This window comes from Pleionea litopenaei (genome assembly GCF_031198435.1).
GTDB classification, from domain to species: Bacteria; Pseudomonadota; Gammaproteobacteria; order Enterobacterales; family Kangiellaceae; genus Pleionea; species Pleionea litopenaei.
The window spans coordinates 3,700,350-3,724,083 of the sequence record NZ_CP133548.1 but is presented as its reverse complement, the minus strand read 5'-3'; the positions used below and the strand labels follow the sequence as shown (position 1 = coordinate 3,724,083).

At 44.4% G+C, this 23,734-nt stretch carries 13 protein-coding genes, 1 other RNA gene and 3 pseudogenes; 7 read left to right on the top strand and 10 right to left on the bottom strand.

Features of this window, described 5'->3' with window-relative positions:
• Window positions 1–144 precede the first annotated feature (144 nt).
• The 3 genes from Q9312_RS16660 to Q9312_RS16650 all read right to left on the bottom strand — a co-directional run bounded on the left by Q9312_RS16660 (window position 145) and on the right by Q9312_RS16650 (window position 3,543).
• Complete coding sequence (locus Q9312_RS16660) at window positions 145–1,965, bottom strand: protein kinase domain-containing protein (RefSeq protein ID WP_309201984.1); 1,821 nt, start codon at window positions 1,963–1,965, stop codon at window positions 145–147.
• A 59-nt stretch (window positions 1,966–2,024) separates the two neighbouring features.
• Window positions 2,025–2,543 carry an FHA domain-containing protein gene (locus Q9312_RS16655; RefSeq protein ID WP_309201983.1) on the bottom strand — a complete coding sequence of 173 codons (519 nt, stop codon included), beginning with the start codon at window positions 2,541–2,543 and terminating at the stop codon, window positions 2,025–2,027.
• Window positions 2,544–2,643: 100 nt separating this feature from the next.
• Window positions 2,644–3,543, bottom strand: coding sequence for a PP2C family protein-serine/threonine phosphatase (locus Q9312_RS16650; protein WP_309201982.1), 900 nt, complete (start codon window positions 3,541–3,543; stop codon window positions 2,644–2,646).
• Between the two features lie 133 nt (window positions 3,544–3,676).
• On the opposite strand from Q9312_RS16650, the gene ssrA reads away from it, so the two are divergent.
• The 3 genes from ssrA (at window position 3,677) to ltrA (Q9312_RS16635) (ending at window position 7,194) form a co-directional block, all read left to right on the top strand.
• Window positions 3,677–4,022: a transfer-messenger RNA gene (gene ssrA / locus Q9312_RS16645) on the top strand.
• A 110-nt stretch (window positions 4,023–4,132) separates the two neighbouring features.
• Complete coding sequence (locus tag Q9312_RS16640; RefSeq protein WP_182293610.1) at window positions 4,133–5,470, top strand: IS4 family transposase; 1,338 nt, start codon at window positions 4,133–4,135, stop codon at window positions 5,468–5,470.
• A 251-nt stretch (window positions 5,471–5,721) separates the two neighbouring features.
• Entirely contained in the window at window positions 5,722–7,194 is a 1,473-nt protein-coding gene (gene ltrA, locus Q9312_RS16635) for a group II intron reverse transcriptase/maturase (RefSeq protein WP_182292828.1), read from the top strand.
• Window positions 7,195–7,352: 158 nt separating this feature from the next.
• On the opposite strand, the gene Q9312_RS16630 is transcribed toward ltrA (Q9312_RS16635), so the two are convergent.
• Window positions 7,353–8,564, bottom strand: a complete 1,212-nt coding sequence (locus tag Q9312_RS16630) for an IS256 family transposase (RefSeq protein WP_182292834.1) — start codon at window positions 8,562–8,564, stop codon at window positions 7,353–7,355.
• A gap of 357 nt (window positions 8,565–8,921) precedes the next feature.
• Between Q9312_RS16630 and Q9312_RS16625 the strand changes: the two genes are divergently transcribed.
• Window positions 8,922–10,424, top strand: coding sequence for a GGDEF domain-containing protein (locus tag Q9312_RS16625; RefSeq protein WP_182292830.1), 1,503 nt, complete (start codon window positions 8,922–8,924; stop codon window positions 10,422–10,424).
• Between the two features lie 141 nt (window positions 10,425–10,565).
• On the opposite strand, the pseudogene Q9312_RS16620 reads toward Q9312_RS16625, so the two are convergent.
• The 6 genes and pseudogenes from Q9312_RS16620 to Q9312_RS16595 all read right to left on the bottom strand — a co-directional run.
• A pseudogene (locus Q9312_RS16620) lies at window positions 10,566–10,769 on the bottom strand (IS3 family transposase); the annotation flags it as partial.
• A gap of 94 nt (window positions 10,770–10,863) precedes the next feature.
• Window positions 10,864–13,842, bottom strand: a complete 2,979-nt coding sequence (locus Q9312_RS16615; protein ID WP_000985631.1) for a Tn3 family transposase — start codon at window positions 13,840–13,842, stop codon at window positions 10,864–10,866.
• A 1,290-nt stretch (window positions 13,843–15,132) separates the two neighbouring features.
• A complete protein-coding gene (locus Q9312_RS16610; RefSeq protein ID WP_182293481.1) occupies window positions 15,133–15,765 on the bottom strand; it encodes a Cap15 family cyclic dinucleotide receptor domain-containing protein in 633 nt (210 codons plus the stop codon).
• Entirely contained in the window at window positions 15,765–16,664 is a 900-nt protein-coding gene (locus Q9312_RS16605) for a nucleotidyltransferase domain-containing protein (protein WP_182293483.1), read from the bottom strand. Before Q9312_RS16605 ends, Q9312_RS16610 begins: the two co-directional genes overlap by 1 nt.
• Window positions 16,665–17,054: 390 nt before the next feature.
• Window positions 17,055–18,797, bottom strand: coding sequence for an amidohydrolase (locus Q9312_RS16600; protein WP_309201981.1), 1,743 nt, complete (start codon window positions 18,795–18,797; stop codon window positions 17,055–17,057).
• A gap of 413 nt (window positions 18,798–19,210) precedes the next feature.
• The gene (locus tag Q9312_RS16595; RefSeq protein ID WP_182293487.1) at window positions 19,211–19,810 is read right to left on the bottom strand and encodes a tyrosine-type recombinase/integrase; all 600 of its coding nucleotides are present in this window, start codon (window positions 19,808–19,810) and stop codon (window positions 19,211–19,213) included.
• A gap of 494 nt (window positions 19,811–20,304) precedes the next feature.
• Between Q9312_RS16595 and Q9312_RS16590 the strand changes: the two are divergent.
• From Q9312_RS16590 to Q9312_RS16580, 3 genes and pseudogenes are all read left to right on the top strand, one after another.
• Window positions 20,305–20,984, top strand: a pseudogene (locus tag Q9312_RS16590) (IS3 family transposase); the annotation flags it as partial.
• Between the two features lie 660 nt (window positions 20,985–21,644).
• On the top strand, window positions 21,645–23,168 hold the full coding sequence (gene ltrA, locus Q9312_RS16585) for a group II intron reverse transcriptase/maturase (RefSeq protein WP_353961543.1): 1,524 nt from the start codon (window positions 21,645–21,647) through the stop codon (window positions 23,166–23,168).
• 83 nt (window positions 23,169–23,251) lie between these two features.
• Window positions 23,252–23,725 (top strand): annotated as a pseudogene (locus tag Q9312_RS16580) (IS3 family transposase); the annotation flags it as partial.
• Between the last annotated feature and the right edge of the window lie 9 nt (window positions 23,726–23,734).

Below are 23,734 nucleotides of genomic sequence, written 5' to 3'. Positions count from 1 at the left end.
TCCTTAAACTACTTTCCTTCATATAAATTTTTTATTTCATTAAATACATTCAAAAGACCTAATTTATCATTAAGGTTTATGTAGATTAAATATTCTGTCGCGGAATGTTAATTTAACTAATGCAGAGAATGTAAGCCTAAATCATTACCCTTTCAGCTTTTTCTCTAAAATCACTGTCGACACATCATCATCCGTGGCTTTGGCTTCTTGACCATCAGGTTTGGTCACTAAGAGCTTCTCAGTATCACCTGAAATCCTTGGTGATTTTTTCTCAAAACGTTTTTCTAACGACTCTGCCATTTGATTAAAGGCAATACTCACTCGCCCAAACTCATCATTTCGCTCAACAGTTAAACGACGATTAAACTGGCCACGTCGCATTCTTTCTAATGCCAAGGCTAAGCGCGCCGATTGTGCAGAAATTTGTCGAGCAAATGCCAGCGTCATAAAAAAGACCGCCAGTAGCGTGACGATCATTAAAATGATCATAATCAGCAGAGTTAACTTTGTCGATTGCACCAATTTATCGGCTGAAACCGTAATCATCACTCGGCCAACTTGTTTACTTTGATAAGTAATTGCTGAGTCGATATCTAAGACTTTATGATCGGCATTGACATCACGAGTATAAATAGAGGCATTGCTTGTTTCATCTAACAGCTCAGACTCTTTAAACCCAGAAAACACCTTGCCAACTTCACTCGATAAGGTCGAGGCAATCACAACGTTTTTTTGATCTCGAATATTGATGTACTCAATATCTTGATTATTTCGCAGGTCATTAACAATAGCTTCTAACGCTGTTGCATCATTAAGTAATACGGGCTCTGCGACTTCAAACGCAATAAGTCTGGTTGTCGAATAGCCATAGTCAGTCGCCAAACTGCGCATTGAAGCAAACTGTTGAAAATACACCACCACTAATCCGATCAACATGGTTAAGGAGACTAAGCCCGCCATACCCAATGTCCATCGAAGTCTTAAAGAAACAAATCCTGGTCGCGCTTGTTCTTTGGCACTGCTTTCTAACACATCGAGCAACTCACGAATATCGCGCATTAATTCGGCCGAGCTTTGATAACGCTTATCGGGTTGCTTGCTTAAAAGTTTACGAACGATATCTTGCAGTTCGTCAGGTATCGCAATCCCTTCCACCGACATATCCGCAGGCTTGTCTTTGATGATTTGTCGAAATAACTCGCCATAATCGTCGGCATGAAACGGTGTACTGCCAGTCACCATGGTATAAACCAGGGTGCCGAGTGAATAGAGGTCTGACCGAGCATCCAGTTTATGACCGAGAACTTGTTCGGGCGCCATATACTCTGGAGTGCCCAGCACCTTTTCTTGCGTTTTTCCCGCCGAAGCGAGCGAATCATCAAGTTGAGCAATACCAAAATCGGTTAACTTGACGGTTTTATTATCCGCTAAACAAATAATATTTCCGGGCTTAATATCGCGATGAGTAACACCTTGCTTGTGCGCATAATGCAAAGCGCGCGTCAGCTGAACCATAATTGAAATCACGAAGTGCAGACTCAATCGTCCACGTTTTTTCAATAATTCGTCTAACGGAATGCCATCAAGCAACTCCATCGCTATATAAGGTTTATCGTCAGCGACGCCAACATCATACACAGTCACAATGCCAGGATGCGCTAGCTGTCCGGCGAGCTTCGCCTCATGAATAAATCCGCCACGGTAATCGTTGTCGTTCGCTAACTCTTCGCGCAGCACTTTCACCGCCAGAAAGCGATCGATCTCGGGATCATAGGCTTTGTAAACGTATGCCATGGCGCCACGTCCTAACTCATCAATCACTTTGTAGCGACCAATATTTTTAGGACGTGCGTACGGCTTAACCGCAGCTTGCGAGGTTTTCTGAGACTCAGAGTTTGATGTTGCCTCTGTTTCAGCCGACCCTTCGTTTGGCTGACCTAAAGAGGTTTTAAATCGAGACTGCACGTGCACCCTACCTTTTACTTAACCAAGCTTGCTTAACCCACATAAATGGCCGCATTTGCTTACTTCATAAACAGGTAAGCAGCGGCGGCTAACGCGGCAATCACGACAGTGCCAACAATGGCCACTTTCGCAAATGTACTGCTGCCTCCCGCACCGTGCTTTGACTTTCCTTTGTCATCTATCAAACAAAACATAAATTCTACGCCACCGAAGCGAATTTGATCGCCGGGGTAAATATCACTTTCCGACACCTTATCGCCATTAACATAGGTGCCGTTGGAAGATAAAAGGTTAACAACCTTCCATTGATCTTCAACATAAACAACTTTCGCATGAGTCGAAGAGACGCTTGGCTCATCGATTCGAATATCGCTGTCGGCGGTTCGTCCAACTTGATATTTTTTTTGCGTTAACAGGAATTTTTGCCCAGAAAACGGCTTGCTGATCCCAACCAAAGCAGGATGACCATTGCCATCGGTATGTTGTTCTTTTAATTCCTTCGCAAGCAGACTCTCAACTTCACTCAGGTCAAAGACCTGTGTGCCTTGAGGACCTACTTTTTGCTTTTTATCGGTCATAGTTACCCCACTTAATTTAACCAATAAACTTCCTGTTCAACTGTCCTAAGTATCGTGCTTTCCGTATCCCTTATGCTCCCTGCCTTTTATTACTTTGTTATTACTTTTTTAATATTTTGCGAAACCAAACCTTTAGCCCATAAAATGCGCCCGCAAGCCCACTCGGCCGATCTTTTGGCGACTTCACCAAGATAATTGAAATGTTATCTTGGCCTCCTTTATTCAGCGCCATGCGTAATAATCGATCAGCAGACTTCTCTAAATCGGTTTGAGCTGAGAAAATCGTTAACATGTCGTTGTCGGCTAACTCTTCCGTTAAGCCATCACTGCACAATAACATGACTTGTTCGGGTTGCCACTCCAATGTTACTTCATCTACCTTGACTCGCTCTAACTCTTTTGAACCGAGGCATTGAGTTATGAGATGACGTTGCGGATGCGACTTCGCCTCTTCCGCGGAAATCAATCCCGATGACAACAACCTTTCCACCAGCGAGTGATCTTGGGTTACTCGAGATAGACGCCCCGTTGCGCCATCCCAAACGTAGGCTCGCGAATCGCCGACCCACGCTATGCGATAACCTTCGCCAAAGTCTTGTAGGGCGACTACTGTCGTTCCCATGCCATCGGCACCATTACCATTATCGGCGGCAGCGAGGATGTCTAAGTGCGCCTGCTGCACCGCATCAGCTAAACCAATCCCAGACGCAATGCTCCGCTCAATGGACTCAATGGCTAACGCGCTGGCCACTTCACCGCACGAATGTCCGCCCATACCGTCGGCCACGACCCAAAGCCCGAGCTCCGGATTGCACAAACAAGCATCTTCGTTCAATTCACGAACACGCCCAGGATCAGAACGGTACTGGTACTGCCACTGTGGGTTTGACTGCGACTCCACGCGAGAACTGCCCCCGTTTAAGTTATTGTAATTATTCAGCTTAGTGTACGTATTTTCGAGTGTTTGGCAAATACACCAATATCTCAACTTGTGAACCATGACCCATTTCGCAGCCTCTGCGAAAAATTCATATAATTCAACATGTTTTAAATAATAGCCTGAAACTCTTGATTATGGGATAATGACCCCAATTGTTAGTTTTAACAATCAATCTTTAAGTTTTATCGATTTTGGGGCCGACCTGGCTTCGACGTGGATTACAAAACTTAAGGGGCATGTCGAGGTGTCAGCGAACCTCGTAAACACTAGCTGAATTTAATAGTCGCAAACGACGAAAACTACGCTTTAGCCGCTTAAGGCTAACTGTCGACTCTGAGCGTCCTTGGTAGGAACTCGACAGACATACACAGGGACTCGCGGGTAAGCTTGCTTGTGGCCCAACCGCTAAACTTAAACAAGCTCACCTATCAGCTCCTGTCCGTCGGAAACTGCTAGGTTAAATTAAAGACGAGACTACACATGTAGAACCTTAAGCAGAGGATTTGCGGACGCGGGTTCGATTCCCGCCGGCTCCACCAAACAAAATAAGGCTCACCGAAAGGTGCAATGTAGATCAGATAAGGATCGGTTGACCGATCCTTCTGATGAGAGACAATCGGAAACCTGTTTATAGGTTTCCGATTTTTTTATGTCTATCCAAAACTGTTTTGCCGACTTTCTTGAAGAAAGTCCCGTTGATGTCGCTCAGTTAACCACTTTCTCTGAGCATATTCCTGATGAGTGGATTGCCAAAGCGGCAACACTTTCCGATAAAGCGACTATTCGCCGACGTCGTTTACCTAGTGATATGGTTCTTTGGCTCATTGTCGGGATGGCGTTCTTCCGCAATGAGCCTATTGCAGAAGTAGCCCGGCGAATGAATGTCTGTGCAGAAGGACTGGCTGATGAGGAGTTGTTAGCAAAAAGTGCTCTAACGCAAGCAAGACAACGTCTTGGTAAAGCCGCTCCGGAATGGCTGTTTAGGCAATGTGGTCACACTTGGGGTCTAGAACGTTACCCTGAAGATACTTGGCAAGGTTTACAAGTCTTTGCTGTTGATGGTGCTCTTTTTCGGACCGCTGATACACCGGAACTAAGAGAACATTTTGGTTCAGGTAATACATCTAGTGACAGGCAGACACCTCATCCGGTATTAAGGGTGGTCACCATGATGAATGTTCGCTCCCATGTTATTGTGGATGCAGCCATAAGCCCATATCGTCGTGGAGAAATTGCCCTTGCTATGCCCTTTATTAACTCCCTACCTGATAACTCTGTAACCTTATTAGATAAGGGGTTTTATGGCGCAGACTTACTGCTTTCTCTCCAAAATAGTGGCTCGAACAGACATTGGTTGTTACCTGCAAAGAAAGGGGTGAAATACACACTTCTGGATGAGAAAGAGAGCGATGACATGCTGGTTGAAATGAAAGTCTCTCCACAGGCACGCAAGAAGAATCCTAACCTACCTGAGAAATGGAAAGTCAGAGCAGTCACCTATCAAGTTGCGGGTAAGCAGAAAACCGTGTTTACGTCCCTGTCTAGGGAAGACTACGATGCAAAATCCGTCGCCGAGCTTTATCACGAAAGATGGGAAATTGAATTGGGGTATCGAGACATAAAAAGTTCGATGCAACACAATGCTTTGGTGTTGAGAAGTAAGACGGTCGAGCTTGTCTATCAAGAGTTATGGGGGCTATTACTTGGTTATAACTTGGTGAGACGAGAAGCCAGCCAAGCAGCAGTAGAGCATGGTCGAATGCCCAACGAAATCAGTTTTAAGTACGCTTGTCAGTTCATTGCGAGTCAACTAAAAGTGATGAGTAAAGCGGTGTCTCCGGGTAATACGCCAAAGCGTCTGAAAAGTCTGCGTGGCGACTTGTCTATCCTTTTTATAGACAAACGCCCTAAGCCTAATCGGCCTAGGGCGGTAAAAATATCAAAGACCCGATATCCTGTTAATCGCAAGGCAGCTCCGCTTAAGTGAACTACGTTGCGCACTATAGCGGGCATCTACACTGACATTGCGCGACATACGGAACACGGTAAACCTGTATCACTCCCTCTGGGAAAGTCTCTGCGACCGATAGTGATGCAGGCAGAGGATGTTGGAAAAAGCGAAGGCTGCATTGTAACGATGCAGATACAGATTCATATCTGATCACGAAAGTGAGCTGACTTCCGACTGGTCTTCCGTTGCAAGATAATTTGAAGAACTTTATTCAAGGAGAAACGCAAATGATGATTTCAAAAGAGATTAGTGCCTCTCCTGACAGTGCTCAATGGCAATCCATCAATTGGAAAGCCGTTGAATCCCATGTTTTAAAGCTTCAGATGCGTATTGCAAAGGCAACACGAGAAGGTAAACACGGCAAAGCGAAAGCGTTGCAGTGGATACTGACTCACTCGCGTTCGGCAAAACTTCTTGCTGTTAAGCGGGTATCACAAAACAAAGGCAGTAAAACGCCTGGAATCGACGGCGTTATCTGGAACACAGATACGCGCCGCATGAAAGCAGTCAATCAATTGAGCAGAAAAGCTTATCAAGCCAAGCCGCTCAAACGTATCTACATCCCAAAGAAAAACGGCAAGCTCAGACCACTGGGTATCCCCTGCATGGTCGATAGAGCGCAGCAAGCGCTTCATCTTCTTGCTCTGGAGCCAGTATCAGAAACACTTGCCGACCCTAACAGCTATGGTTTTAGGTCAAACCGAAGCACTGCTGATGCTATAGCGCAGTGCTTCAAGTGCTTGGCTATGAAACGATCTGCTCAATGGGTTCTTGAGGGTGACATCAAAGCCTGTTTCGATAAGATCGGACATCAATGGCTAATGGATAACATTGCCATCGATAAACGTATGTTGGAACAATGGTTAAAGTCTGGTTTTATGGACAAAGGGCTGTTCTATCGCACTGACGAGGGAACACCACAAGGCGGGGTCATATCCCCAACCTTGATGCTCATGACGCTTGCAGGACTTGAGCAGCGCATAAAGTCGACTGCACTCAAAAAGGGTGCTAGAGCCAACTTTATTGGATACGCCGACGATTTCGTCGTCACCTGTGCTTCAAAGGAAGTGCTGGAGAACGATATCAAACCGTTGATTGCTGATTTCTTAGCAGAAAGAGGCTTAACACTATCCGAAGAGAAAACGCATATTACTCATATCAGTAATGGTTTTGACTTCCTAGGTTTTAACCATAGAAAGTACAAAGGGAAATTGCTCATTAAACCGAGCAAATCCAACACACTACTGTTCTTGAGCAACTTGCGCGAACTCATCAAAAAGCACGCAACCATCCCTGTTAACGATTTAATCAAGTTGATAAATCCGAAACTCAGGGGCTGGTCGAATTACTATCGACACTGCGTGGCTAAACAGGTATTCGGATATGTAGGTCACAAGCTATTCCATACGTTATGGCATTGGGCTAAAAGGCGTCATCCAACAAAATCAAGAACTTGGATCGCGCTTAAATACTTCATCAACCGTCAAGGTCAATGGCAATTTCACGGTTGGCAGAAGATCATGAATATGGATTGTCAGTTCAATCTGTTTCAAATAGCTAAGGTGCCAATAGAGAGACATGTCAAAATCAGGAGTGCCGCTACGCCTTTTGATCCTCAATACCAAGAATACTTGGCAAAGAGAAAATCAAAGAAGCAATGCCGTAACTCTTGGCATGAACCTGCTCTCACTGCTTTATAAGTTGCTGGGTGCCAATCGGTGCCTTCGTGAAGGCTTGAGCCTAGTGCGGTGAAAGTTGCACGCTGGGTTCTTAGAGGGACGACACTTGGTAACAGGTGTCGTCTACTCGACAAAAGCGAGTTTCAAAGAGCCTGTAACAGATTCTGTGTAACTGCCGTTTAGTTAATGTGGTTTTCGAGGCGTTCCTCGAATTCGATAATAAAACGACTCATTGCCTGACGCCAGTTTTGAATGGGCATCGTCCATTTCTTGCTGGCATCTTTAATCGCCAGGTAAACCATCTTTCTGGCTGAATCATCGCTGGGGAAGATTTTCCGTTTCTTAATTGCTTTGCGAATGACACTGTTGAGCGACTCAATCGCGTTGGTTGTGTAGATGGCCTTGCGGATATCCTCAGGATAGTTGAACAGCGTATTCAAGTTCTGCCAATGGTTACGCCATGATTTGGTGATTTGTGGGTATTGGTCGTCCCATACTTCACCAAAGCGTTCCAGCTCAAGCAAGGCTTCATCCTCAGTCGCTGAGCGATACACTTGCTTTAAATCAGCCGTGACCGCTTTGTAATCCTTCCACGACACATATTTGAGGGAGTTGCGTACCATGTGCACGATACACAGTTGGATATGGGTCTGAGGGAAAACGGTGTTAATGGCGTCAGGGAAGCCCTTGAGGCCGTCTACGCATGCAATCAGGATGTCTTCAACACCTCGTTGTTGAAGCTCCGTCAGGACGTTTAACCAGAACTTAGCACCTTCGTTCTCAGCAATCCACATACCCATCAGCTCTTTGTGACCTTCGGTATTGATCCCCAGTGCTAAGAAGATGGATTTGTTGATGACCCGTTTATCCTGGCGGATCTTCACCACGATGCAATCCAGGTAGACAATGGGATAAACAGCATCAAGTGGGCGTGACTGCCACTCAACGACTTGCTCGATAACCGCATTGGTAACACGGGACACCAGCGTGGGCGATATCTCAGCACCATACCATTCGTCAAAGGCATTGACGATTTCACGGGTGCTCATGCCTTGCGCGTAAAGCCAGAGAATTTTGTCGTCCATGGACGTAAAACGGGTTTGGTGCTTTTTGACGAGTTTGGGGTCAAAGGAGCCTTCGCGGTCACGAGGCGTATCGAGTTCAAACTCGCCATCTTCGGTTTTAACGCGCTTGCTGCTCTTGCCGTTTCGGCTATTGGTTGATGTGGACTGTTGGTGTTTTTCGTAGCCCAGATGTTCATCCATTTCTGCGTTCAGTGCCGCTTCAACGGTGATTTTTTTCAACATCTGGCTAAATTCGTTCAAGTCCTCAGGCGTTTTAATTCCTTTGGCCGCTTCCTTTGCGAAAGCTTCAAGCTCTTTCTTATTCATTTGCATCTGCCTATCCTTTACTCTCAATAGAGTATGTGGTGATAAGCAGTTACACAAAATTAGTTACAGTCTCGTTTCAAACTTTGTTGTCACACTTTTCTTAGATAGCCATATTGATAGAACCTAAGTTTCGAACTTTATTGTCCAATCGGCTACTAGTAGCCATGATAGAAACGAGCTTCGGAAGTAGAAAAGTTCTAATCTTTAATGTCCGCTGACACTTAGATCGCCGTAAGATTATCCCTTACCATCTGTAGGATAAATCCATTACCCATAAAAAAATCGATCATAATCAATTACTTGCAATTAAACCCGAAGCATACTGTGCTCGCTTTCTTTACAGTTAGGTAAATATGCGTGAACAATTTAAGTAAAAAACAAATCATTATTATTAACATGCTTTTTCTTTTAGGCTTTATGGTTTCCGGCTCGTTGGTTGCTAAAAATATCATAGATATTCAAAAGCATCGAAACTTAATTGAAAGGCATCCTGAAAGAGTGATTAATGAAGCTCTCTCCTTAAAATCCGACATCAATGAGATGATGGTCAACATCAAGAACATCACACTCAATAGCCAAAACAAGGATGTTGACAAGCTAAAACAAAATCATCTTTCAATAAAGACCAAGATAAATACAACCATGGCGGCCATATCAGAACATTACTTAGGGCCAAGCGTTGATATCGATAACCTTAAACGATCAGTAAATAATTCATCGCTGGAATGGGGTGTACTGAAAAGTCTAAATCGCAAGCATACGATTGGTGACCTTCTTGATATTTACAATATAGAAAAAGAGTGGACCCAAGATGTAAATAATCATCTGAATGTAATCCTAAATTTTGCATATAGCAAATTAGAGAAATCCAACCAACAATATAAATACTCTAAATCGGCATTAAAAATATCGGTTCTTATCTCCTCTGCCATTATTTTTTTCTACACGATTTTGGGGGGCGTTTTTATCAAACACAGAACGCATCACTATCATTTGGCCTTAAATGAAAAAAGCACACTTATTGATGACAACATAGCAATCGCCAAGCTTGATGACGACTTTCGCGTGTTAGAAGTCAATCAAGCCATGATTAACCTGACAGGGAATGTTAAACCGCACGAGGAGGCCTACTTATCACCCATCGCCGCTAAAACCCGATGGTTGGCTGATGAAATCAAAGCCAGCATTCACAGCCAAGGCTTTTATCAACAACGGGTAGATTTCCCTAACGAAAATCTGCATCTTGTATATAAAATCACCCCCGCCAACGAGAACTCATCAAGGGTGAAGTACATCAACATTATTGACAACATCTCTGACAGAGTGCATTCAACCACAGACCCATTGACTGGTATTTTAAACAGAAGAGCCTTCGAAGCTGATACCAACGCCTTATTTGAAGCGGATTCACACCCGTTTATTAGCGTAGCCATCATTGATGTCGATCACTTCAAACAGTACAACGATATATATGGTCATCCGAGTGGTGATAAATGCCTTAAACTGATCGCCAATGAATTAAAAACCAGTTTAAGACGAGCCAGCGATCATGTTTATCGTATTGGAGGCGAAGAATTTGCAATTGTGACCGTATCGCAAGATTTAAATAAAACCATGAATTTACTTAATCATATAAAAAATAAGATCGAGGCATTACACATCGAACATTCAGGAAATTCGGTATCTGACTATGCAACTATCTCTATTGGTGGTTTTATTTATCAGCAACACTCTTTGCTCACACTTAAAGAGGTTTATGGTTTTGCTGACAAATTATTATACGAAGCCAAAAAAACCAGAAATAGGGTGGTATGTGCCTTGGCTGAACCAGATCAAGACGGCGTTGTTGCTCAAATCTAATTGAACCTTTCTAGCTCGTTGCGATCTGATCTCATATCTATGATGGAACGAGCAAAAATATGGGTAATACCAATTACATTAATTGTACTAATTTAGACCTGATCTGACAGTTATCCACTTTTCGACTCGGTGCCTGTCAGATTATATCTGGGCTAGATTCTTTTCAGCCCAGATTGATTTCCCATCCTCTAATGTTTCTATTGGCGTTCTGCCACAGCACATTTTTCCTTGATGAGTACGATGATTGTTGTAGTAATCCATCCATTCGTCCAGATCTTTCTGCAACTCTTCCATTGAGCCATACAGTTTCTTTCTGAACGTAACTTGATAGAACTCATTCAATATGGGGTTCTAGGGATTTTCCCCTCTAAAAAGACATAATCCTCTGTAGACCACACCAATAAATGGCTGCGGAGGTGGTTTACTTTCAGCTTGGAGCCTAATCATCCACTATCGGCCTTGTTATTTCGCCAATATTGGGCAATTTCCCAGTATTAGTGAAGTTATACGTTCCGCTTAAGTTGATATTTTGCCACGCAACGGGCGAAACAGCACGAGTGATACCCGCTTTCTCTTCATCTCCTCTCGCTTCAAAGTGTCCCAGAAGATGACTCAGTATCGCGGAGTTGAAGTAGATGATCGCGTTGGCAAGCAATCTTGCGCATTCATTCCAGATAGCGATTTCAGACTCGTTTTTGCCACGGAACTGATCACCATTCACCGACGCAATGGCTCGTCTAAGGAAGTGCCATGCTTCTCCCCGGTTCAGGGCACGTTGCACATACTGCCGCAAACTGGCATCGTCGATGTAGTCAAGTAAATATTGCGCTTTAACCAGTCGATTATACTCCGTCAGAGCCTGTAATATTGGGTGTCCAGAAGGGTAACCAGACAACTTTCTTACCAGCATTGCTTGTGTCGTCCGCTTTGTCTGAAGTGACAGAACAATACGCCTGATATCTTGCCATCCCGTTGTAATAACATTCGTTCTGATAGGCTTCTTTAGCGCCAGTATGGTGCTGCCTTGTTCACTTTCAGTCACATCAAACAGATCATTGATGACACTACTGAACTGCGCGTATCGCGGTGCAAAACTGTAACCGCATAGATCCAGTAAGGCGAAGTTAACATGATTGACACCGTGTGTATCTGTCGAGAGTACGTCAGGTTTGATTTCACTGCTGTTGGATTGTAACAGGTCATAAATATAGTGTGATTCGTGCTCGTTGGAACCGATGATCCGAGCATTGAGGGCGCTGTGGTTGGCCACCAGTGTCATGGCCGTGATCCCTTTGTTGGTGCCGAAATACTTAGAGGAGTACCGGGTTTTAAAGGTTTCCAGATGGGTTTCGAATTTCTGACCATCCGCACTGGCATGCAGCTGGTCCTCCTGAATATGGTAGTGGCGGAAGATGGGTAGCGCTGCAACCGCATTATTGATCACGTCGCTGGCGTCATGCAGCGTTTCAGGCCGGATATAGTTGGCCTGCACCGTACTCAGGTGTTCATAGCTTCGATCGGAGATCTGCGCCATGCCATACACACCACGGTGAGTGGCGTTGGCAATCAGAATGGCCAGTAAATCATCCTGATGAGTGAACCCTTGTTTTTGTATCGGAAGTACATGAGTCAGACATTTCATGAACCCGGTTTCGCGCTCTACATACCGCAGTACATCCGCGATACCGACCGGTTGCATTCGCTTAAAAAAGGGATTGTTGACCAGAGATGTAGCGCTTTTGGTCGGCAGACGCCAGCGGGTACCGGTACGATTTTTCATGATCACATTTCGATTGTCTCCCTCATCAATATGGAGAGCAACGTCTTTGAGTGCACTTTCCAGCCGGTGTTGTTTCTCCTGTAACAATAACTCTGCGGGCTGTTTTAGTCTGTCCAGTGTTGATGAGGCCAGCAAGGTATCCTGCGATGTCTGGGGGATCAGGTCGTCTTCCAGTGCGCGGTATTTGGTAACATTTGGCAAATAAATGCGTCCATTCAGTCGTGAGGTTAACTGCCGGTAGAGCAGCCATTCGTAACGTTGCGGGTTAACGTTATCCTGTTTAACCAACCATGGGAGGTGCTTTTTCGGGATGAGCGACGTATCCATCGTCTTCAGTGGTCCACCGAATGCGATTTCCGTCTGCATCTGTTGAAGTTGGGCGACGACGGCTTCTGAGCCTTTACCGGCCTCACATTCAAGGCACAAAAACACCTGCCTTAACAGTTGCTCCAGGAGATTGCATTGTTCATCGTAATGTTGCCACTGGTACTCTTCCACGGTCCGTTTCTGTTTTTTCAGGTAAAGGCAGAGGGTCTGGATATCCCTGTCATTCATGACCTTCAATGCCTGTTGTCTGACTACTGAGAAGGGTTGATTATCATCAATGTTCTCATCCACAAACAGATGCAGTAACTCTGCCGCTTTCGTGACATTGTCCGCGGCTGACTGCCAGGACAGGAACACTGCTTGTTGTGCAAAGGTGTTGGCAGCTTCTTGTTGCTTGCGGATATGGTAAATGAACCCATCAGTTAACCGTTCCAGTGCCAGTTGTATCCGCTCTGTCAGGTGACATAGCAACCATAGATGCTGCTGTGCGCGTTTGAATCGTTTGAGTTTACTACCGTAATAGTTGATGAGCTCACCGAAGTGTTGTCGATTTTTAAGAGACAGATTAAGCCCATCGATAACGCCATTGATTTGCGTGCGCCATGGCGCTAACTGATGATAAAGGGCAAGCTCTTTTTTAAGTTCAGGTACGGTCAGACTTTTTGCACCGCCTCTGAGCTGGTTCAGGCTTAGTCCGTCATCAATGGCTGTTATGCTGTCCAGAAAGACGTGAAGTTCAGGACTGGTGAGTTGATTAAGTTGGTGCGCCAGGTCTTTTCTGACCTGCTGCATCGCTCTGCTTATCAGTCTCTGGAGTACGGTGTACCTAGGGATAGCAATGCTGTGACTGGTTAGGAATTCAATAGCAGTATCAAAGAGGTAACGCGGCTCCAGCCAGGCATTGCCCACCTGAACAAGGTGGTCGAAAAGAGAATTGAAGTGCTGACTTTCGTCCCATTTGTGATAACCAGCAAGGTCTAATACTTTTGCGTAGAGTCGATCTTTTTGTTTTTGTGAGGGAGTGAATGGTCTGAGCCCCTTGCCGCCAAGCAGCTCTTTACTGATGAACATTAAATCCTTAGAAACCTGCGAGTAAGCGATATCTAGGATGACGGGCTTTGATTTGAAGTATCCCAAAATCGCGACAAAGTAACATCTATGAGCTCTGAGACGAATTGACCGAAAAACTGCCAATTCCGCATCGTTCAGAGAAAAGTACAGACGTTGTTCTTCGATTGAAAAAATGGGTGGGGAATAAAGATCTGCCTGTTCTGCTCTCGTGAGAATAGTAATTTCGTTTTTGATGGCCATATCAGGGCTGTTCCGTATTAAATGTACGATATTTACCTAATTTGCCACACTTATAAGTAGTAACCCACCTCCGCAGCCATTTATTGGTGTGGTCTACAGAGGATTAAGTCTTTTTAGAGGGGAAAATCCCTAGAACCCCAACTTCAATTGAGTGGCTCATACCATATGTATTCTGCGTATATATCCTCACGGAATTAACGGTATCAACACGCTCCATGTCGATAGTTGAATTTGGTAGCGAAGATAAATAATTATAAAAGTCATATACTATTTTAGTTTTCTGATTGAGCCCTTTTCTAGTAATCTGACCTTTTTCAAGCATTGAAAGCAACTCAAGGAAATACCGGTAAGACGGCCTTTTTGGTTTGCGACCTGCTAAAGACATGAGATTAATGTCTTCATCCTCACAGAAGATTTTGAAATCTAATAACCAACTTGCTTTATTTAAGATCGAATCAGACTTTGTAAACCCTTTTTTAAAATCTCGACCTGATTGAAAAAAAAGGCATTAGCATCAGTCCAGGGCGAGCCATCCTTTTCAAGCAAGAAGGGAAACAAGTACAAATCCTGCTCCTCCCCAAATGCAACGCAACGCGTAATAAAGTATGAGTCCCCGTTGCTACATTTATTCTCGATAGATTTCGAAGTTAACGCTTCTGATGTGACATCGCTATGCGTATCCTTCAAATGCGATATCGTAATAATCCTGTCTTTTTTACTTAGCACAGCCGCCTCCTTTAATAGACAACTGTCAATCTTTCAACTTCACACACGACCTGTCAATCTGGAAGATCCCAATTGTGCTTTGTAGTGTGCGAATGTATAGAAGATTGACAGTCATACAACCCCGATAATAAAAGAACTACGGTTAATATCGAACCCAAAAGCATTGACACCTCTTTATAATCCTAATTATTGACTATGATTGACAGTGAGAGAGCTAATATTGACACGTCTTATTATCAGAGGACATTAAAGTTTGAAACTTTTCTACTTCCGAAACTCGTTTCTATCGTGGCTACCAGAGGCAGAGGCCAAATCTGACAATAAAGATTGAAACTTAGACTCAATCAACGTAGCTATCCAAAGAAAGTGTGAAAACATGCGCTGAATCTGTGCCGAAGCAAACTTTTGGACAGAAATCAGTTAGACCTTATGCTCTAAAGCAAACACTTCGGATAATTTCAAATTGGATAAAGCGAAGCAGACGGCTTTGTTGTTCGAGAGCATTGGCTGCTGATGCAGCCAAAAGAATGCTATTGCCTATTGACCCGGAAGGGATCATATCTGTTAGTTGCCGATTTCACGCTCTGCTTGCTCATATGTGCTATATAATTTTTCCACACGACCAACCAATTTCATTCCACCTTTGGTTGCTCTATCTGTCCAATAATGCCCTTCTAGTTCTTCGACTGGAGAACCATGAATTTCTAGGGCGAAAGAGCCATGATGCATTTCGCTTCTTACACCCTGTAATTCAATTTTGGGTTCATTTCGATAAACACCAACTAGCTTGAACAGATCTTCATCTTCTTGCTGCTCTATACTGTGAGCCACCAAAACGGATCTAGATTCCTTTGTCATCAGCCTCAAACTAAGAGATGTTAACGATTGCCTGATGACTGCATATCCATAGATTGGCGCAACGCCTTCACCAGTGTTAGGGTCTATCCAGCTACTTTTCAGCTCAACTTTCCACGTCCCCCTCAAGTCCGGTCTTTTAACATACCAACCTTTAAATATTTTCCATGACCACATGTATTTGTTAAACAAGGTTACAAACAGAGTTATTACACCAACTACTGTACCAAATGGTTTTACAAAGTCCGCACTGAGTACAGGCATACCTTGAACCCAAAGAGCAAGTAACCAAACCGCGATCGTGAGACCAATAAATGATGAAATATGAAGTCTAGTTAGCATTACTCGTAACCTATGTAGTCCCATGCATCGCTTAAGAACTGATGCGCTTCCTGCCTCGTCCAAGGCTGTGAGCCTCGAAATAAGTACTTAAGCTCACTAACTTCACCCCATTCAGAACATTTTTCATCATTAATTGTATTGTTAAAAGTTTCAGCAAGAACTGCACGAACCATTTGGTTATATGTTGAATAGTTGAAGCAGGAGTTTGAAGCATTAAAAACTAAGCATTCGATCAAAAAGCTGGGAGCGTCTTTGGCTGACTTGATACCATTTTCGGCCATTTCATTGGATAGAGTTTTAAGAATTCGAACAACGCGCTTGTATCTTCTGGATGTAGCGTCGTTCTTTGATACGCCATTAGAATAATGTTGCTCTGGCCAATTTCGTACGATAAACGGTTTGCCATCATCAGGCCGCATTTCTACGCCTGATAAGTACCTAGTGGTAGACATATACCTTCTATGTTCAAAGAACGCTGCTACGTCTGACTCTACCCGATAAGTGTTTTCCTTAATGTCGAAAGACTTACTACCTCTAGATACGGAAGCTCTACCAAATCGAGCAACTAGAGCTTCTTCAAGCTCATTTTTAAAAGTCAAATAAGAGTAAGTGCCATCGCTAAAACTTTTATTCAATTCTGCTTTGACGTTATCGTCAGGATATTCTGGGAAAAAAGCGTCATAACAAATTACACCGATATCAACGTCACTATCTTTTCTTACATTTACCCGATTTCTGTAAGAACCTTGAGTAATTACTTTTATATTTCGACTTTGAAGCTTAGAGCTATTTTGAATTGCCTGCCTGATTTGGCGTTCTGCGTTTTCAGCTCGCTCCTGCTCAGTTTGACTTGGCCCTTGCGCCCATCTTGAAAAAATTGACTCCCAATCCCTACTCATTCTTGTTCCTTTAGTGAAGCATTTTATCAACTAACAATTTATTCGATCCCAAACAGGGGCTTTCAAACACTCCATTTGGTTTTTTTATACATCTAATGAAAACTGAACTCTATCGTAACCACATGTTTTTGCTAGGGTAGCATGTAATACTTCAAAAGCGAGAATGAGAAATACGACAAAATGGGGTATTTTTACGCAGCTCACGGTTGGCATTAGAAAATCTATCGAAAATTCTCGGGATGAGGTGGGTTCCGTTAGTTTTCGCCAGCACGAAAAGGGGCATAAGTGTGCCAGCAGTGATAGTTCTGGCAAAGTGCCAACTGTGAAAGTTCTGGATAGAAACAATCTAGACTTCAGTCTGAGATACACATGCTGCCAGATCAATCAGCACTAATTTCTGTCTACATGCTCATGAGATAACAGCCTCGTTAGTCTCTCTGTTACCGCACTCTGAACTGTCTCCCCAAGTGATTCATTAGATATATTCGTTCCAAGAATCGATTTAGTTTTTTTCGGAGAATGCTCCACTGGCTGTAAACGTCCTTCTAACATCGTCCCCCACACTTGAATGTCTTTAAGTTTTTCTGGAGCCACTTCGTATGGACTCTGTTCTAACACAGTCAAATTTGCGTCCTTGCCTATTTCAATCGACCCAACTTTGTTCTCCATCTGAATAGAGTATGCGGCATCTATAGTGATTGCTCGTAAAGCAATATCGAGTGGAACCTTATGCCGTTGTCCTGTGACTTCCCCTTCTGCGGTAAGCCGATTGACTGCCGACCATACGAGTTGCATCGGCTTCGCTGGCGCCATCGGCATGTCAGAATGGAAAGAAAGCGAGCCGCCGTATTTTAAAACATCTCCATTCGGAACCATGTTAGCTGAGCGTTCAGGGCCGATACCCAGCTTGGCATAACGTCCAGCTAGCGCCGTCACATAGTATGGGTTCGAGCTCACGATACCGCCAAGCTCGATCCAACGTTTAACCTGTTCCGGCTGGGCAAAACCGAAATGCACTAGCACCGTACGGTGGTTTTTGCGAGGCTTACGCTTCATAGCCTTTTCTAGCTCGGCTAGCAATACATCCATACCCGCATCACCGTTATTATGTACGTGGATTTGATAGTCAGCATCCCAATATGTCTGGAACATGAAACCAAATTCTGGCGGGTCGATGATCCAAGCACCATGGTGACCGTCGGTATACCCATCTTTCATCTGCATAAGCTGGCCATAGATTGCGCCATCAGTAAAAAGTTTTACCTGACCAGGTAAATACCATGTGCGACCATTGCCCCAACTCTCAACCTTGCGTGTCTCTGCTAGAAGACTGGTTTGGTCATCGGGCTTTACTGCATAAAAGCTTTTTCCGTCACCAATAAAGCAGTGATTGAACGGCGTATCATCATCCGAATATACAGCGTTGACGGCTTCTTGCAATTTTTGGGAAAGAAACCCGCCGGGCTCACAGGCAAGAGTGATACCGTTGCGATGGTAATAAATTTCAGTATATTCAAGTCCTCGTCTAAATTGCTCCGCTGACGCTAGGTAAGGGGTCAGTTTTGGCAGAATTCCAATCACGCCTTGTTCGAAGAAATGTCCCTTCGACATATCAATCATTGACATTGCACTCGCCCCTAGGCCGGAGACATAAGCCTCGTCGATACCAGTCAACTTAAGCGCTGATGTATTTAGGTAAAATTCATGCTGTGAGCGGTGCCATACGAAGACAGGAAAATCCGGAGCTAACTTATCAAGCAACTCGCGTGACATTTCTCCATGGAAGTAATGGTGATACCCCCAGGTAATGAAAGGCTTCGTTTTATCTTTATGCGTTGTGAGTGCTTCGATTAAGCGCGTGTGGTAACTCTTCTCGTCGCGCACCGCAGCAGAGAACCCATCAATCGTATCCCAATCCTCAATTGATATAACCGTCATGTTCATTGCCAACGCAGCTAGAACTGGATGAACGTGTTGCTCAACAAATCCAGGCATTACTACTTTGCCATCAAATGATTGATCGAGATACGCATCTTTGCCAACCGTCGCACTGACTTCATCCAAATTACCAACAGCCACGAATTTCCCGTCACGTATCGCAATAGCGTCGGCTGTCGGTTTAGCCGGATTCATAGTAATGAACTTCCTAGCTGTATAGATTACCGTTTGAGATAGGGGTTCAGCGAGATCGTCAAGATCTTGCAACCGAAGGGCCTCCGCTCCTACGATACTAGGTAGTGAGAGCAGCAGTGAAACAGAAATAACTGAGAGTTTTTTCGCTAAAAACATATGACCTCCACAACGGTACAAGCACATGGCAATTCACTTTAACCTATTAAAGAAACACCATACTCAAGATGGCTAGAAGTGTCAATACATACAATTATAGGTGTACTGTGACTGTGCATTTTCGCTGTCCCTAAAGAAGCTGGCTAAATGATGCAAATGATGGGTAGAAAAGCTCTAGGAAATGTTGTCGGCAATTGCTCTAAAACACTTTTGGGCAAAGGCTTTTCAACAATAGAGAAAAGCCTGTATCAATACCACTAGCAGTCCGTTTGCTCTGAAAGCTTCAGAGCATCTTCCAGTTCAACAACGCCAAGATAACGAATCGTGTTATCTAGCTTCGAATGCCCCAGTAGAATCTGTACCGCCCTGATGTTTTTTGTTTTGGCATAGATCAAAGTAGCTTTGGTGCGACGCATTGAATGAGTCCCATAATAGTCTGCATTCAACCCCAGTTTTACAGCCCAACACCTGATAACCGAACGATAAAATGAGTAACTGGTAGGCTGCCCTTTGCGACGACAACTTGGAAACAAAAAGCTACTTGCTTCGAGGGATGCGGAGTAGATCCAGCGACTGATACTTTGCTGCGTTCTAGGAGTAATTTCATAGTGTACGTCAGTGCCCGTTTTTTGCTGGATGCATTGAACCCTTTCATAAATCACTCCTTGCGAAGAAACATCGTATACATGCAACTTTAGTAAATCACTCGCTCTCAGCTTACTATCAATGCCTAGGTTTAGCAGAGCAAGCTGCATCAGGTCGTTTTCAAGCTCAAGTCTAGTCCTGATTCGCCAGATTTCTTCAAGCTTGAATGGCCTTTTTATGCCGCTACATTTTCCTGAAGGTAACTTTCTCATGTTGACCTCCTCTTGGATGCTATTGGTCAATATAAAGTCTGGCTACCAATTCAGCTTCGAGCGCTGTCGGACAGTACGATGTCATTACAGAAGGAACGGTATGAGGGAACAGTACGAGCTCAAACGCCCATTGGACAATAATGAGTTTCGAAAAATCGAGCATTAGACATTCATGAATAACTTCAGGTATGGAAAAGTCGCTTAGTAAGGTGCCCAGTCCTACTGGCGCAGATTAGAACGTCTGTTCTTATGTATCCCGAGAATGAGTTCCCTATCCGTCGGATGGTTTATCGTTTAGACGTAAATTTAATACTTTCAATTATTTAAAGCACTAGCCTTACTTCTCACCTTTGTATGTAACTTAATTAGTATCAAATAGGTAAAGTCTACCTGATTAATCTACACTTTTTACTTATTGCCAGTCATTTTTTTGAATCGCCACTAGTTTCCTAGACACCTCTTAGTTAGATAAACTAACTCAAAGAGAGGTGCTTATGAGCGGCAAACGCTATCCTGAAAAATTCAAAATCGAAGCGGTTAAACAAGTTGTTGATCGCGGTCATTCCATCGCTGATGTTGCTAAGCGTCTAGATATCACCACACACAGCCTGTATGCCTGGGTGAAGAAGTATGGCCCTGATAACAAACAACACAATGATTTATCTGAGGCGCAGGCAGAAATTAAACGCCTGCAAAAAGAGCTAAAACGGGCCACTGAAGAGCGCGACATTTTAAAAAAAGCCGCGGCGTACTTCGCAAAGCTGTCCGACTGAGGTACGCCTTTATCAAGGAGCACAGCGACCGGTGGCCGGTACGCTGGCTGTGTAACATGCTGGATGTTCACCCCAGTGGTTTTTATGCATGGAGCAAGCTGCCGTCGTCAAAGCGTGATAAGGCAAACCGTCGGCTTACAGGTTTAATTAAGCAGTTCTGGCTCGAATCTGGTTGCGTGTATGGCTACCGTAAGATCCATTCTGATTTACGTGATACGGGCGAGCGCTGTGGTATTAACCGGGTTTACCGGTTGATGCAATCTGAGGGGTTAAAAGCACAGGTTGGTTACCGCAAGCCGAGGTATCGCAAGGGTGATAGCCATGTCGTCGTGCCTAACCGTTTACAGCGTCAGTTTAATCCGGTAACGCCTGATGAGGTATGGGTAACAGATATCACTTATAGTGTGCCCGGAATCCGGCACTTGCATGGATAGCATAAACGGATCACGAATCTATCAGGAATCTATACATTCTAAACAGGAGTGAAGGAGGTATAGCGTCATCTAGTTGGGTAGGTGACTGAGTCTGAGCGGCAGTGACCTATCGTATGCTGATGGGGTGATGTAACCCGCTGACAACGGGAAGTGAGGCGAACTCATTAAGCCAAGATGCTTCTCTAGACTGAGTGATGGAAGGATGAAGAACATGAACCGATTAATTCGCGTCTATGGGCTGAAACGTCGCCACTGCCTACATGGGTTAACAGGCAGTGTGATGCAGAAGTGAACAATATGAAGCGGTATCACTTCCAAATTGCTTCGCTATATGTACGAGTGAAAGCAAGGGACAAGCACCAAACCGCAATTCGGTGTTTGAGTATCACCATCTTACAGAACGATAAGGGTAAAGATTGCGATCGGCATCCTCCTCATCATGCTTGAGTTCGGGTAGATAAACCGGGGAAGGTCTATTTAGATTTTAAGGGAGCATGACCCCGATGATAAATAGGCTGGCGGAGTGCTCGTAGTAGTCTGAGATGTGGAGAGCGCATTACATGGCGAAGGGGCACAGTTTAATTGATTTGCGTCAGCACGCTAGCTGACCTAACAAGGTGAAGACCTTTGATAATCAGTGAAATGCAACGCAAGTTAGCAACATGGGCGGATAACGATAAGACGAAACGGTTTGACCGTTTAATGCGGCTGATAAGCCATATCGATTGGCTACGTGAAGCCGCACGTATCACCTTATCGGCCAAAGGCGCGAACACGCCGGGCGTGGATGGAATAAGCAAAGTGCAGCTTGAACAGAGCTTGGATAATTATCTGTTAACCATCAGAAGTGAATTGTTATCAGGCGACTACCAACCTCAACCAGCAAGACGTATCTATATTCCAAAAGCGAAGGGTAAACAACGTCCTTTAGGCATTCCCACGCTTCGTGATCGAATAGTACAACGTGCCATGCTCATGGCAATGGAGCCAATATGGGAGAGTGATTTTCATCCTCTTTCCTATGGTTTCAGGCCAGAGCGTAGCGTGCATCATGCTATTCGCACAGTGAAACTGCAATTAACCGATTGTAGAGAAACAAGCGGACGATGGGTAATCGAAGGTGACTTATCGAGCTACTTTGACACGGTCCACCATAAGTTATTGATGCAATGCGTGCGTAAACGGGTCAACTGTCGTCGCTTTCTTGACCTGCTTTGGCGGTATATGAAAGCGGGTCATGTTGAAAAGAACCAGTTCTATGCTACTCATCAAGGTGTGCCGCAAGGTGGCGTTATCTCGCCATTATTGTCGAACATCATGTTGAATGAGTTCGACCAATACTTGAACCAGTGCTACCTGAGTAAAAAGGCACGCAAAGACCGTTGGTACAATAACTACAGTCTCAAACGAGGACGCAAGCCTCTAAATGGTGAAACACGGACATGGATGCCCGCCGTGGCTTTCTGCCGATATGCGGATGACTTTGTCGTGATAGTCAAAGGCACTAAGCAAGAGGCTGAAGCCATACGTAACCAATGCAAATGCTTCTTAGAAGGTAAGCTCAAGTTAACACTGAATATGGACAAAACCCATATTACCCATGTTAATGATGGTTTCACCTTCTTAGGGCACCGCATTATCCGTAAACGCGGACCCAAGGGAAATATGCGAATAGTGACGGGGATACCGAAAGACAAATGCAAGTCTTTTACCCGCTCACTAACCAACGAACTGTCTACAGATCACAGTTGCAGTGCCGTTGATAAGATAATCAAACTCAACCAAAAGCTGAAAGGCTGGTCACAGTTTTATTGTTTTACTGACTACACGGCTAAAATCTACGACAAGGTAGACCGTGCTGTATTCTGGAAACTGGCACATTGGTTAGGAGCTAAGTTTAAAGCTAGCATTAAATCTCTAATGAAAACGTTAATACGCAGGCCATCGCCAGAGATGGCGAAAACATGGACTTACTTCGGTAAATCCAACAATGGTGTGGTAACTGGCGCATCACTGTTCCGTCTTGTGAGCAGCGCCAAGATGCGGTTCCGTTGGCGGCTGCCTGAGTCTAATCCATATGGTCGCGTTGAAGCGCGAAACACGGTCACTTCTAAGTACAAAGATGTTGCTATGGCCTTCGGCTGCAATTAAATGGAGAGCCGGATGCGCTGAAAGGTGCACGTCCGGTTCGGAGAGGAGAGGCTGAGAGATAGTTCGACTACGCTCAGTCTCTTACTCTACTCCGGACACACGAAGGGTGGTTGTATCTGGCCGTCGTGGTGGATCTGTTCTCCCGCAAAGTTGTAGGTTGGTCGATGCATTCCCAAATCAGTAAAGACATCGTATTAAACGCATTACTGATGGCGGTTTGGCGACGTCAGCCGAAAAAGCAGGTGATGGTGCATTCCGATCAAGGAAGCCAATACACCAGCCACGATTGGCAGGCATTCCTTAAAACTCATGGCTTGCAAGGCAGTATGAGCCGACGCGGAAATTGCCATGATAACGCTGTAGCCGAAAGTTTTTTCCAGCTGCTGAAGCGTGAACGGATCAAACGCAAGATCTACTCAACACGGGATGAAGCCAGAAGCGATGTGTTTGATTACATAGAAATGTTTTATAACAGCAAACGAAAACATGGTTCCAATAATCTGCTGTCACCGGTAGAGTATGAAACCCGTTACCAAGAACGGCTGGGAAGTGTCTAGTTTATTGGT